This is a genomic window from Tsukamurella pulmonis, assembly GCF_900103175.1.
Taxonomy (GTDB): domain Bacteria; phylum Actinomycetota; class Actinomycetes; order Mycobacteriales; family Mycobacteriaceae; genus Tsukamurella; species Tsukamurella pulmonis.
Genome location: NZ_FNLF01000002.1, coordinates 3306911 through 3319754 on the forward strand (window position 1 = coordinate 3306911; position 12844 = coordinate 3319754).

Below are 12844 nucleotides of genomic sequence, written 5' to 3' on the forward strand. Positions count from 1 at the left end.
TTAGTGACCTGCACCCCGGGACTACCGAGCCGGGTTACCGGGAGCGTGGGGGCCGAAGATCCGGCGCACCGCGAGAGCCACTTCCACGTCGAGCCGGTCGTCGGCGATCTCGCGCCCGCGGCGCTGCAACGCGCGACGCACCCGGTACTTCACCGAGTTGGCGTGCATGAGCTGCTGCTCGGCCGTCGCCTTGAAGCTGCCGCCGGTGCGCAGGAAGATCTCGAGGGTGCTGCGCAACCGCTCGTCGGCGGCGTTGGCCCCGGTCAGGTCCCCCAGCACCCCGTCGGCCCAGCTGCGCGCGGCGCCCACGTCGCGCGCGACGAGCGCAGCGAGACCGACCCCCGGGTCCGTCGCGACGAGCAGGGAGGCGCCCGTCGCATCCGCGACCCGGCGCACCTCCCGGGCCGAACGATTGGTCGCGCGGAAGCCCTCCAACGCCTCCCCCGGCGGGCCGAGGACGACGCGGGGAGGATCCGCGGCGCCGACGATGAACTCCCGTGCCGTGGCGATCGCGGCGTCGCCCTGCGACACCGGGAGCCACGCCCAGGCCGTGAGGCGATCGACCGCCACGGACAGCGGCGGCCCCAGCGCGCCGACGGCGTCCCCGAGCTCGCGCAGGAACCGCTCGATCCGCTCGACCTCGTCGACCCCCTCCGCGTACCACACGACCAACCCGATGTGACTGCCGCGCAGCGGGTACCGGATGCTCGCCGATGCCGCCGCGACGTTCGGCACCTCCCCCTCCAGGACCTCGAGCACGCGCACCGTCCGGGCGCCGCTGCGGGCGTCCACCCAGGCCGCCCGTTCCGCCTCGTACTCGTCGAGGACCCGCCGGGTGACGACGTCGTTGTAGTCGAAGGACCAGCCCACGAGCCAGCGCAGGGCCGCCTCGCGCAGCTCCTTGGCCGCCTCGAGATCCGCGTCGAGAGCTTCGCCGATCAGCGCGATCATCGTCTGCTGACCCAGGTAGTAGGCGCGGACGAGCGAGGTGGCGGCCAAGCCTCGCTGGGCGACCCGGCGCGGGTATTCGAGGGCGGCGAGCGGGACCTCGATCCGCTCGACCGGCACGTCGAGCACGATCGCGTGCGTGACGTTCTCGACGTTGGCCTCGACGCTCGCCGCGAGGGAACCGAAGATGGCGTCGTCGTCGCGCAGGCCGGGGAGATCGGCGGCGATCCGCTCGGTCATGGCGTCGGCGACCTCGCGCCGCGAGGCGGTGCTGAGCACCCGGGCGATCAGCGAGCGGGGCGCATCCGGGTCCATCGCCAAATCCTAACCCCGAGCGAACGACGAAACGATCGGAATTCGTCCTCAGAGGACGAATCGTGCGTCACATGTCGTCGCCAGTGGACGATGTGACGACGGTCACGCCCTGCCTACCGTGGGTGCACCCACCGGACTAGGAGCCCCCGTGACCTTCGATCTCACCACCTTCGCCCACCTCCCGGCGGCGCGCGCCGCGGCGGCCCCGCAGGCCCCCGCGGTGGCCGACGACGCCCTCGACCTCGACAACGCCGCGTTCGACGAGGCGGTCCGCAGCGCCGCGGCCGCACTGCGCGCCGCCGGGATCGGCCACGGCGACGTCGTCGCGGTGAAGCTGCCGAACACCGCACTGCTCGTGGTGACGCTCTTCGCCGCCTGGCGCCTGGGCGCCGCCGCGACGCCGATCAATCCGTACCTGGCGCGCCCCGAGGTCGAGTACCAGGTGCGCGACGCCGGCGCCTCGGTGCTCGTCACCGACGCCGACTCCCCCGCCGGTGTCACCGTCATCGCCGCGGATGCGCTCCTGGGCCACGCGCCCGAGACCGTCGAGACCGTCGCGGCGCGCGAGGACCTGGCGCTGCTGATCTACACCTCCGGCACCACCGGGCGTCCCAAGGGCGTGATGCTCGATCACGCGAACCTGCTCGCGATGAGCGAGATGTCAACGGCCGCCTTCGCGTTCGACGAGAACGACCACAGCCTGCTGATCCTGCCGCTGTTCCACGTCAACGCGATCGTCGTCTCCACCCTCAACCCGCTGCGAGGCGGCGGCCGGGTGACCATCGCCGGCCGGTTCGACCCGCGCACCTTCTTCCAGGTCCTCGAGGAGACCGGCGCGACGTACTTCTCCGCGGTCCCGACGATCTACACGATGCTCAACGGCCTGCCGCCCGAAGTCCGTCCGAACCTGCCCCGCATGCGTTTCGGCGTCTGCGGCGCCGCGCCCGCGAGCCGGGAACTGCTGGAGGGGTTCGAGGCCCGCTTCGGCTTCCCGCTGATCGAGGGCTACGGGCTGTCCGAGTGCACGTGCGCCGCCACGTGCAACCCGCTCGACGGTGTCCGCAAGGTCGGCAGCGTCGGGGTGGCACTGCCCGGTCAGCGCATCCGGATCGCCGGGCCGGACGGTGCCGAGCTCCCGGCCGGCAAGCCGGGCGAGGTGCTGCTCGCGGGGCCGAACATCATGCGCGGCTACCTCGGACGCCCCGAGGAGACGGCCCGGACCGTTGTCGACGGATGGCTGCACACGGGCGACGTCGGCATCCTCGACGAGGACGGCTACCTCCGCATCGTGGACCGCGCGAAGGACATGATCATCCGCGGCGGGGAGAACATCTACCCCAAGGAGATCGAGACCGCGGTGTACGGCGTGCACGGCGTCGCCGAAGCAGCCGTCATCGGCCGGCCCGACGCCAAGTACGGCGAACTGCCCGTGCTCTACCTCTCCGCCGCCCCCGGCGCGCAGCTGGACATCGACACCGTCGCCGCGCACGCGCGTGAACAGCTCGCGAAGTACAAACAGCCCGTCGCGATCACGCTGCTCGACGCGTTGCCGAAGAACCCCGTCGGCAAGATCGACAAGCCCGCCCTACGCCGCCTCGACGCCGCGGCCGCCGGCCCGTCCGCCTGATCCACCCCCTCCCCGTAAGGATTTCGTCATGGGATTCATGAAACCCGACCTCCCCGAGGTCGATCCGGCCGAGTTCATCACCCGCCCGCTGCAGGACCGGCTCCGCTTCGCCACGCAGCGCTGGGTGGATCACGGCTTCGGCACGCAGAAGGTCGCGTTCGTCATCTACGTCGTCAAGCTGCTGGTGCTGTACGCGCTCGGCGGTGTGGTCTTCGCGACCGCCACCTCGGGCCTGCACTTCTGGGAGGTCTCGAGCTGGTGGAACCAGCCGATCGTCTACCAGAAGCTGGTGCTGTGGACCACCCTGCTCGAGGCCATCGGCGTCGCCGGCGCGTGGGGCCCCTTGACCTTCAAGATCAAGCCGATGACCGGCGGGATCCGGTTCTGGGCGCGCACGGGCACCATCCGGCTGCGGCCGTACGCCTGGGTGCCGGGCACCGCGGGCACGCGCCGCACCGGGCTGGACGTGGGCCTGTACTGGCTGCTGCTCGCGTCCCTGGCGCTGGGCATCGCGCTCCCCGGTGTGCTGGTGACGGATTCGTCGCCGTACGAGCTCGTCGCGCCCTGGCTGATGATCGCGCCGGTCGCCCTGCTCATCCTGATCGGCTTGCGGGACAAGACGATCTTCCTCGCCGCCCGCGGTGAGCAGTACATGCCCGCCCTGATCATGTTCGGGCTCCTCCCCCTGCTCTCCTTCGCGACGATGATCGTCGGGCTCAAGCTGCTCATCGTGGTGGTCTGGGTCGGTGCCGGCCTGTCGAAGGTGGGCAAGCACTTCATCAACGTGATCCCGGTGATGGTCTCGAACTCGCCGTGCATGCCGTTCAAGGGCCTGCGCCGGGCCCACTACCGGAACGCGCCGCACGATCTGCTGCCGTCGCGGCTCGCCCGGTTCATGGCCGAGGGGCTCGGCACGTTCGTGGAGATCGTCGCACCGCTGATCCTGTTGTTCTCGATGAACCGCACCGTCACCGTGGTGTGCGCCGTGTTCATGGTCTGCTACCACTTGTTCATCATCTCCACCTTCCCGCTGGCCGTCCCGCTGGAATGGAACCTGCTCTTCGCGTACACCGCACTCTTCCTGTTCGTCGGATTCCCGGCGCAGGACGGCTATTCGGTGCTGGACATGAGCCCGTCGTGGCTGATCCTCGTGGTGCTGGCCGCCCTCCTCGTCTTCCCCGTGCTGGGCAACGTCCGTCCCGACAAGGTCTCCTTCCTCCCCTCGCTGCGGCAGTACGCCGGCAACTGGGCGACGGGCATGTGGGCCTTCGCACCCGGCGCCGAGGAGAAGCTGAACCGCGTGCAGCGGCAGACCACCAACACCGTCGACCAGTTCGTCGCCACCGGCGTCGATCGCGAATGGGCCGAACTGCTCATGAACATGGGCCTGGGCTGGCGCGCCATGCACAGCAACGGCCGCGGCCTGTTCTCGACGCTGCTCAGCCACGTGCCCGACGTCGAGCAGCGGACGCTGCGCGAGGGCGAGCTCGTGTGCAACACCCTGATCGGCTTCAACTTCGGTGACGGCCACCTGCACGACGAGACGCTCGTCGCCGCGGTGCAGGAGCAGGCGGGGTTCGAGCCGGGCGAGCTGATCGTGGTCTGGGCCGAGTCGCAGCCCATCACCCGCTTCAGCCAGGACTTCAAGATCATCGACGCCGCGCTCGGCGTGGTGGCCCGCGGCCGGTGGAGCGTCACTGAGTGCGTGACGACGCAGCCCTGGCTCCCCGAGGGCCCCGTCGCCTGCGAGATCACCTGGTCAGCGGACCACGACCGCTTCCCGCTCGGCACCGGGCTAGGCTCGCGGGCATGACCACCGGCACCGTCGTCGGCGGCGGGCCCAACGGGCTCGCCGCCGCCATCACCCTGGCCCGCGCGGGCGTCGAGACCACTCTCCTCGAGGCGGACGACACCGTCGGTGGTGGCCTGCGTTCGTTCGAGGCGATCGTTCCGGGCCTCGTGCACGATCACTGCGCCGCCATCCACCCGATGGCGGTCGGCTCCCCGTTCCTGGCCACGATCGACATCGAGAAGCGCGGATTGCGCTGGCGGTCAGCGGAGATCGAGTGCGTGCATCCGCTCGACGACGGGACGGCGGGGGTGCTGCAGCGCACCGTCGCCGACACCGCCGCCGGGATGGGACCCGACGGTGCCGCCTGGCGCGCACTGTTCCAACGTCCCGTCGAGGGGTTCGAGAAGATCGGACCGGCGATGATGGGGCCCCTGCTGCGGGTCCCGCGGCATCCGTTGGCGTTGGCGGGGTTCGGTGCACCGACTCCGCTGCCCGCGGCGGCGCTCGCCCGCGCCTTCCGCACCCCGCAGGCACGCGGACTGTGGGGCGGCGTCGCGGCGCACACCTTCCGGCCGCTGCACGAGCCGATGAGCTCGGCGATCGGGAAGGGGCTGCTGACTGCGGGCCACCGCCACGGGTGGCAGGTCGCCGAGGGCGGCTCGGGCGCGATCGCCGCTGCGCTGCTCGCCGAGTTCGAGGACCTGGGCGGCCGGGTGCAGACCGGTGTCCGCGTGACGGCGGCGGACGTCCCGACCACGGACGTGACGCTGTTCGACCTGGACCCGCACCAGGTCGCGCGCATCCTCGGCGATCGCCTACCGGCACGGGTGCGCCGGGCGTTCACGCGATTCCGGCGGGGCCCGGGAGCATTCAAGGTGGACTTCGCCGTCCAGGGCGGCGTGCCGTGGACCAACGCGCACGCGCGCCGCTCGAGCACCGTCCACCTCGGGGGCGAGTTCGCCGAGGTGGCGGCGACGGAGCGGGCCATCGCCGCCGGAACGATGCCCGATCGCCCGTTCGTCCTCGTCGGCCAGCAGTACCTCGCCGATCCCACGCGCAGCGTCGGTGACGTGCACCCCGTGTGGAGCTACGCGCACGTGCCCCACGGCTACACCGGGGACGCCACCGAGGCGATCATCGCCCAGATCGAACGCTTCGCCCCCGGTTTCCGGGACCGCATCGTCGGTACCGCGGTCTGCTCGACGACCGAGATGTCGCGCTACAACGCCAATTACGTGGGCGGCGACATCAACACCGGTTCCAAGGACCCGCTCCAACTGGTCTTCGGACCACGGATCACCGTGCAGCCCTACGACCTCGGCGTCGCCGGCATGTACATCTGTTCCGCGGCGACCCCGCCCGGGCCCGGGGCGCACGGGATGTGCGGCCATCACGCCGCCACCCGTGCGCTCGCGAGGCTGTAGGACGGCTACTTCTCCGTGACCGTGGGCGGCAGCCCCACGATCGACTGGCACTGCTGCGAGGCGGCCTTCGCCCGCGGGGCCTGCGCCCCGCCGCTCCATCCGTTCACCCGGTCGTAGCTGGGATCGTTCACGCCGGCGCGCTCGAGGCACTGGGCGAACTTCACCGACCACTGGTCGTAGCGGTCCCAGAACGCGGCGTCGCGGGCGGGCTGGCCGGGCGCGGGCTGCGCGGGCCCGGGCGGGGGCGCCGGCGCGGGATCGGCGAGGGCGACCCCGGCCGCGGGGGCGAGGATCGCGCCACTGAGTGCGGCACCCGCGAGCATCCGGCGGGCGATAGTGCGCTTCGACATAGGTTCTCCTTCAGTCGTTTCCGTTCCCGGCGTTCGGCGAACACCGGTACGGACGAACCTAGGAGCGCACTGTCACGCCCGGGACCTCTCCGTGTCACACGTCGGTCGCAGCCGCCGCTGGTGCCTCGCGGCCGTTCGCAGGTTCCGCCTGTGACGCGGCGCATGGGATGCCCAGTGCTCTAGCTGCCGAAGACCTCGTAGAAGAACGACACGCTATCGCCCTCGCCCTCGTCGACGCGCTTGAAGACCTTGTTGATCGGAGACGCGAATCGACCGCTGTCGGGCGGACCGCACACCACGCTGAGCGGGCCGACGTACGGCAATCCGTCCTCCGGGGTGTCGACCCACGCGTACCCCGCATTCCTCACGAGCACCTCACCGACGTAGCACCCGAAGAGGAAGATCGTCTCAGCCATCGCATCGGATCCGGGCTCACGGAAGCCGTCGAGCAGAGTGTCGACCGCACTCAGCGAGGCCGGCGAGTAGTCGAGCTCCACACCCGCCACGTCGCGTGCCGCCTCCACGGCGACCGCTGCGAGAGCCGGGGCGTTCGCAGCGACGGGTGCGGCAGGTATCCGCAGGGCACGCCCCGTCCACTCCGGCCCGAGGACCCGGCCCTCGTGATCCACTCCGGTTCCTACTGCGCGGCGTACGCGGGCTCGCTGCGGAAGCGGGAGACGCGGCCGTCGATGCCGCAGATGCGCCACATGAGCTTGCTCAGCGGGTTCATCAGGCCCGCCTTCTCCGCCATCATCCGCACGTCGCCGAAGACGTCGCGCTTCATCTGCTGCGACTCGGCCGAGCGCCAGAAGATGTCCTTCTTCACCGAGCGCGGGATGTCGAATGTCTCCCAGAACTGCTTGGGCGGCATCATGATCATCGTCACCATAACCCGCATCGTGAGCGGCAGCATGAGCGAGAGCACCAGACGCGGGAAGACGCCCCGGGTCGGGATGCGGTGCTCGAGCAGCTGGTGCGCGAAGCCGATGTGACGCGCCTCCTCCGCCACGTGGATCTGCATGATCGAGCTCATGGCCGGGTGCTGCTTCGAGCCCGAGCGCAGGAACTGCTTCTGCAGGTGGTCGATCGGCTCCTCGCCGCCGAGCACCATCATGTAGAAGTACAGCGGCGTGACGGTCGCGAACAGCGGCACGATCGGGGAGATGCGGCGCAGGAACCAGCTGCCGCCGGGGACGTCCATGCCCACGCGATTCACGAACTCCTGGAACATCAGCGTGTGCTGGCACTCCTCCTTCGCCTCGTGCGTGGCGTAGCGGAACTCGGGAGAGTTGTTGGGCAGGGCCGCGGTGTACTGCATGATGCCGCGGATCAGCATCGACTCGAACTGCAGGCCGACCTTGGCCACGTTGGCCTGGCGCCACATGCCGATCTCGATCTGCTTCGCCAGCGGCTGCGCCTGGTACCACGGGTGGCGGCCGATCGGATCGAAGCGGGAATCGCACACCCAGCGCGGATCGTCGGGGACGATCGCCAGCTCGGGATCGTCCCAATCGATGTCGACGTAGGGATCGAAGTTCCGGCGCACCGACGCCTCGGAGAGGTCGGTCAGCGTCTGCTCGTACTCCGCCTGCCCCGGGAAGGGGTCGTGCATGGTCCGGCTCATATGCGTCAGGGCCAGTCGCATCTCACGTCTCGCTTTCATCCGCGGTCCATCATCTGATAGCCGATTGGGGTCACCCTATCACTATCAATCAGCGGTGCTGGTTTCTTCGCCGTCGAACTACACGTAGGACACGATCAGCACGAGCGTCGAGAAGGCGAGCATGCCGAGGCAGTTGACCCAGAACGTCGACCCCAGGAAGCCGGCGCGCACGTGCGCGATCGCCGCACAGACGAAGTAGGCGACCACACCGGCGTTGGCGGCGACGCCCACGCCGGGGTACCAGAGGCCGGCGAGCAGCCCTGCGACCGCGACGAGCTTGATCACGATGAGGGTCCACCACCAGTCGCGCGGGAATCGCACTCCGTCGAGGCAGTCCCGGATGAAGGCGGGCGGGCGCAGCGACAGCAGCGCGTCGCCGAACAGGACGGCCGCGAGAACGACGGTGAGCGCGGGCCAGTGGGGTGTGTCGATGAACGTGGTCATTGCGGTACTCCTTCTCCGAGGATCTGTGCGATCGCCTCGACGAGGCGCTCCGCCGCGGCCTCCCGCGTGACCGCGCCACCCGAGGTGGCGAAGAGCAGGCCGATGTAGACGAAGTAGAGGGTGCGGCCGGCCGCCTCCGGATCGCCGTGCCGGGCGGCGCGCAGGATGCGCGCGAAGTCGCCCTGCAGTTCGTCCCCCAGATCGCCGAACGTGCGCGAGTGGTGCCGTCCGCGCGCCAGCACCGCGGCGTACTCGCGGGAGAGGTCACCGTCGGCGTTGAAGTAGGTGACGAAGGGCTGGACGGTCTCCAGCAGCTGCACCGTCGCCTCAGCGGGAGTGAGGGCGGGCAACGACGCCGCACGCTCCCGGTCGGCGTGTACGGCTGCGATCCAGTCGTCGACGATCGCGATGAGGAGTGCGTCCTTATCCCCCACTCCCATCACGGTGCCGACGCTGACACCGGCGTCGGCGGCGATGCCGCGCACCGTCGTCCCCGCGAAACCGTGCTCGCGGAAGGACCGATCGGCGGCCGCGAGCACCCGCGATCGCGTGTCCGCCTTCGCCTCCGCCCGCGACTGAACACGTTCATTGAACATGTTCAGCAGAGTAGTCCCGACGCCTCGCACACGCAAGAGCCCCGCCGGACTCGGGGTCCGGCGGGGCTCAGCGGTGATGCGGGGTGAGACTAGGCGGTCTCGGTGATCGGGCGATCGACCCAGCTCATGAGGTCGCGCAGCTTCTTGCCGGTGACCTCGATCGGGTGCTCGGCGTTCTCCTTGCGCAGCGCCTCGAGCTCCTTGTTGCCGCCCTCGACGTTCGCGACGAGACGCTTGACGAAGGTGCCGTCCTGGATGTCCGTGAGGATGTCCTGCATGCGCTTCTTGGTGTCGGCGTCGATGACGCGCGGGCCCGAGAGGTAGCCGCCGAACTCCGCGGTGTCGGACACCGAGTAGTTCATGCGGGCGATGCCGCCCTCGTACATGAGGTCCACGATGAGCTTGAGCTCGTGCAGGCACTCGAAGTAGGCCATCTCGGGGGCGTAGCCGGCCTCGACCAGCACCTCGAAGCCCACCTTGACGAGCTCCTCGGTGCCACCGCACAGCACGGCCTGCTCACCGAAGAGATCCGTCTCGGTCTCCTCCTTGAAGGTGGTCTTGATGACGCCGGCACGGGCGCCACCGATCGCGGCGGCGTAGCTCAGGGCGAGCGCCTGGCCGTTACCGGTCGGATCCTGGTCCACGGCGATGAGGGCCGGAACGCCCTTGCCGTCGACGAACTGGCGGCGCACGAGGTGGCCGGGGCCCTTCGGGGCGACCATCGCGACGGTGACGTTGGCCGGGGCCTCGATCAGCTTGAAGTGGATGTTGAGGCCGTGGCCGAAGAACAGCGCGTCGCCGTCCTTGAGGTTCGGGGCGATGTCCTCGGTGAAGATCTGCGCCTGCGCGGTGTCGGGCGCGAGGATCATGATCACGTCGGCCCACGCGGCGACCTCGGCGGGCGTGCCCACGGTCAGGCCCTGCTCCTCGGCCTTGGCACGCGACTTCGAGCCCTCCTTGAGGCCGATGCGCACGTCGACGCCGGAATCGCGCAGGCTCAGCGAGTGCGCGTGCCCCTGCGAGCCGTAGCCGATGACGGCGACCTTCTTGCCCTGAATGATGGAGAGGTCGGCGTCCTCGTCGTAGAACAGTTCGATTGCCACTGTGGTTCGGTGTCCCTTCTCGGTTTGTGCAGTAGTTAAGTTAGCGGGTCGCGGTGATCGACTTCGGACCGCGGCCCAGCGCGATGACGCCGGACTGCGCGATCTCCCGGATCCCGAAGGGGTCCAGGACGGCCAGCAGCGCATCGAGCTTGTCCGGCGTGCCGGTGGCCTCGATGGTCACCGAGTCCGGCGAGACGTCGACGATCTTGGCACGGAACAGGTCCACCGTATCGGTGACCTGGCCGCGCGAGGTGGCGTCCGCGCGCACCTTGATCAGCATGAGCTCGCGCGCCACGGAGGACGTGGAGTCCTGCTCGACGATCTTGAGCACGGAGACCAGCTTGTTCAGCTGCTTGGTGACCTGCTCGAGCGGCAGCTCGTCGACGGTGACCACGATGGTCATGCGGCTGACGCCCTTGAGCTCGGTGCCGCCCACCGCGAGGGATTCGATGTTGAAGCCGCGGCGGGAGAACAGGGACGAGACGCGGGCGAGCACGCCCGGACGGTCCTCGACCAGAACGCTCAGCGTGTGCGTGGTGCTCACTTCTGCTCCTCCCCGGGCAGCGTCGCAGCGTCGGGACGCTCCATCGCGGCGTGGATGACGGCCGGCTCGTCGGCCGCGTCGTCCTCGTCGAACAGCGGCCGGATGTCCCGCGCCGCCATGATCTCGTCGTTGCTGGTGCCCGCGGCGACCATCGGCCACACCTGGGCGTCGGCGCCCACGATGAAGTCGATGACCACGGGGCGGTCGTTGATCTCCCGCGCCTGCGCGATGACCGCGTCGACGTCCTCGGCGCGCTCGCACCGGAAGGAGACGCAGCCCAGTGCCTCACCGAGCTTGACGAAGTCGGGGATGCGCATCGAGTGCGTGGACAGGTCGGTGCTCGAGTAGCGCTGCTCGTAGAACAGCGTCTGCCACTGGCGCACCATGCCCAGGTTGCCGTTGTTGATGACGGCGACCTTGATCGGGGCGCCCTCGATGGCGGCGGTGGCGAGCTCCTGATTGGTCATCTGGAAGCAGCCGTCACCGTCGATCGCCCAGACCTCCTTCTCGGGCGCGCCCATCTTGGCGCCGAGGGCCGCGGGGACCGCGTAGCCCATGGTGCCCAGGCCGCCCGAGTTGAGCCAGGTGCGCGGCTTCTCGTACTTGACGAACTGCGCGGCCCACATCTGGTGCTGGCCGACGCCCGCGCAGTAGACGGCGTCGGGGCCCGCGGCGATGCCGAGGCGCTCGATCACGTACTCGGGGCTCAGCGCACCGTCGGACGGGGTGTTGTAGGCCAGCGGATAGGTCTTGCGGATCCCGTCCAGGTACTCCCACCACGTGCTCAGGTCCGGCGCGGCGATGGTCGCGCGGTCCTCGGAGATCGCGGCGATGAGCTCGGCGATGACCTCCTTGCAGTCGCCCACGATCGGGACGTCCGCGAAGCGGTTCTTGCCGATCTCCGCCGGGTCGATGTCGGCGTGGATGACCTTCGCGTCGGGCGCGAAGGAGTCCAACTTGCCGGTGACGCGGTCGTCGAACCGCGCGCCCAGGGTGACCAGCAGGTCGGAGCGCTGCAGCGCGGCCACGGCGCCGACGGTGCCGTGCATGCCGGGCATGCCCATGTGCTGGGAGTGGCTGTCCGGGAAGACGCCGCGGGCCATCAGGGTGGTGACCACCGGGATGCCGGTCAGCTCCGCCAGCTTGAGCAGCTCCTCCGACGCCTCCGCCTTGAGCACACCGCCGCCGACGTAGAGAACGGGCGACTTCGCCGCCGCGATGAGGCGCGCGGCCTCGCGGATCTGCTTGCCGTGCGGCTTGGTCACCGGGCGGTAGCCGGGCAGGTCGATCTGCGGCGGCCAGGAGAAGACGGTGTCCTCCTGCAGCACGTCCTTCGGGATGTCGACGAGGACGGCTCCCGGGCGGCCGCTCTGGGCCAGGTAGAAGGCCTCGGCGATCACGCGGGGGATCTCGGCGGCGTCGTAGACCAGGAAGTTGTGCTTGGTCACGGGCATCGTGATGCCCGAGATGTCGGCCTCCTGGAAGGCGTCGGTGCCGATCAGTGGGCGACCCACCTGGCCGGTGATCGCGACGATCGGGACCGAGTCCATCTGCGCATCGGCGAGCGGCGTGACCAGGTTGGTCGCGCCCGGACCGGAGGTGGCCATGCACACGCCGACCTTGCCGGTCGCCTGCGCGTAGCCGGTGGCGGCGTGACCGGCGCCCTGCTCGTGCCGCACGAGGACGTGGCGGACCTTCTTCGAATCGAGGAGCGGGTCGTAGACCGGGAGGATGCAGCCGCCCGGAATACCGAAGACCGTGTCCACGCCGATCTCCTCGAGCGACCGGACGACCGACTGGGCGCCGGTGACGCGCTCGGGGGCCACGACGCGGGCGCCCTCGAGGACGCTGTGCGCGGCGTCGGCGGCGACGTGCTGCTTGGCGGCTGCGGAATGCGGGCCGGGGATCCCGGCGCCGGGCTTACGGGCCCCGGGCTTCTGCCCTGGATGGGGCCGAGCTGTAGGTGCGCTCACGACTCGACTCTTCTCGTGCTCTAGCGGTGCTCTACTCAGTGGACATATCGGCGTGCGATGCCGCC

Annotated in this window: 12 protein-coding genes; 3 read left to right on the forward strand and 9 right to left on the reverse strand. The window is 69.9% G+C overall.

Annotated elements, in window-relative coordinates; all coding sequences use genetic code 11:
* Positions 1-21: 21 nt before the first annotated feature.
* A complete protein-coding gene (locus tag BLQ62_RS16185) occupies positions 22-1263 on the reverse strand; it encodes an RsbRD N-terminal domain-containing protein (protein ID WP_068529711.1) in 1242 nt (413 codons plus the stop codon).
* Positions 1264-1411: 148 nt separating this feature from the next.
* Between BLQ62_RS16185 and BLQ62_RS16190 the strand changes: the two genes are divergently transcribed.
* From BLQ62_RS16190 to BLQ62_RS16200, 3 genes are read left to right on the forward strand one after another with little or no spacing between them, the layout of a single operon-like run.
* On the forward strand, positions 1412-2890 hold the full coding sequence (locus BLQ62_RS16190) for a class I adenylate-forming enzyme family protein (protein ID WP_068567754.1): 1479 nt from the start codon (positions 1412-1414) through the stop codon (positions 2888-2890).
* Between the two features lie 28 nt (positions 2891-2918).
* Positions 2919-4703, forward strand: a complete 1785-nt coding sequence (locus tag BLQ62_RS16195; protein WP_068567756.1) for a DUF3556 domain-containing protein — start codon at positions 2919-2921, stop codon at positions 4701-4703.
* Positions 4700-6106: a phytoene desaturase family protein gene (locus tag BLQ62_RS16200; protein ID WP_068567758.1), complete on the forward strand. Its 1407-nt coding sequence runs from the start codon at positions 4700-4702 to the stop codon at positions 6104-6106. Before BLQ62_RS16195 ends, BLQ62_RS16200 begins: the two co-directional genes overlap by 4 nt.
* A gap of 5 nt (positions 6107-6111) precedes the next feature.
* Here BLQ62_RS16200 and BLQ62_RS23880 read toward each other — a convergent pair whose 3' ends face one another.
* The 8 genes from BLQ62_RS23880 to BLQ62_RS16240 form a co-directional block, all read right to left on the reverse strand.
* A complete protein-coding gene (locus tag BLQ62_RS23880; RefSeq protein WP_083350813.1) occupies positions 6112-6456 on the reverse strand; it encodes a hypothetical protein in 345 nt (114 codons plus the stop codon).
* A gap of 179 nt (positions 6457-6635) precedes the next feature.
* Positions 6636-7085, reverse strand: coding sequence for a hypothetical protein (locus tag BLQ62_RS16210; protein WP_068567762.1), 450 nt, complete (start codon positions 7083-7085; stop codon positions 6636-6638).
* Positions 7086-7093: 8 nt separating this feature from the next.
* Positions 7094-8101, reverse strand: a complete 1008-nt coding sequence (locus tag BLQ62_RS16215) for an AurF N-oxygenase family protein (protein WP_068529696.1) — start codon at positions 8099-8101, stop codon at positions 7094-7096.
* Between the two features lie 96 nt (positions 8102-8197).
* The gene (locus tag BLQ62_RS16220; protein WP_068567765.1) at positions 8198-8563 is read right to left on the reverse strand and encodes a DoxX family protein; all 366 of its coding nucleotides are present in this window, start codon (positions 8561-8563) and stop codon (positions 8198-8200) included.
* A complete protein-coding gene (locus BLQ62_RS16225) occupies positions 8560-9159 on the reverse strand; it encodes a TetR/AcrR family transcriptional regulator (RefSeq protein WP_068567767.1) in 600 nt (199 codons plus the stop codon). The genes BLQ62_RS16220 and BLQ62_RS16225 overlap by 4 nt, the downstream gene beginning before the upstream one ends.
* Positions 9160-9248: 89 nt before the next feature.
* Positions 9249-10262 carry a ketol-acid reductoisomerase gene (ilvC, locus tag BLQ62_RS16230; protein ID WP_068529684.1) on the reverse strand — a complete coding sequence of 338 codons (1014 nt, stop codon included), beginning with the start codon at positions 10260-10262 and terminating at the stop codon, positions 9249-9251.
* A gap of 40 nt (positions 10263-10302) precedes the next feature.
* On the reverse strand, positions 10303-10806 hold the full coding sequence (gene ilvN, locus BLQ62_RS16235) for an acetolactate synthase small subunit (RefSeq protein ID WP_068529681.1): 504 nt from the start codon (positions 10804-10806) through the stop codon (positions 10303-10305).
* A complete protein-coding gene (locus BLQ62_RS16240; protein ID WP_068529677.1) occupies positions 10803-12779 on the reverse strand; it encodes an acetolactate synthase large subunit in 1977 nt (658 codons plus the stop codon). The genes ilvN and BLQ62_RS16240 overlap by 4 nt, the downstream gene beginning before the upstream one ends.
* Positions 12780-12844 lie beyond the last annotated feature (65 nt).

What these genes read in the sequence shown, in the direction of transcription:
- BLQ62_RS16185 (WP_068529711.1), bottom strand. Translation starts at nt 1,263, where the DNA reads ATGGACCCGGATGCGCCCCGCTCGCTGATCGCCCGGGTGCTCAGCACC.
- BLQ62_RS16195 (WP_068567756.1), top strand. Translation starts at nt 2,919, where the DNA reads ATGGGATTCATGAAACCCGACCTCCCCGAGGTCGATCCGGCCGAGTTC.
- BLQ62_RS16200 (WP_068567758.1), top strand. Translation starts at nt 4,700, where the DNA reads ATGACCACCGGCACCGTCGTCGGCGGCGGGCCCAACGGGCTCGCCGCC.
- BLQ62_RS23880 (WP_083350813.1), bottom strand. Translation starts at nt 6,456, where the DNA reads ATGTCGAAGCGCACTATCGCCCGCCGGATGCTCGCGGGTGCCGCACTC.
- BLQ62_RS16215 (WP_068529696.1), bottom strand. Translation starts at nt 8,101, where the DNA reads ATGCGACTGGCCCTGACGCATATGAGCCGGACCATGCACGACCCCTTC.
- BLQ62_RS16220 (WP_068567765.1), bottom strand. Translation starts at nt 8,563, where the DNA reads ATGACCACGTTCATCGACACACCCCACTGGCCCGCGCTCACCGTCGTT.
- BLQ62_RS16225 (WP_068567767.1), bottom strand. Translation starts at nt 9,159, where the DNA reads ATGTTCAATGAACGTGTTCAGTCGCGGGCGGAGGCGAAGGCGGACACG.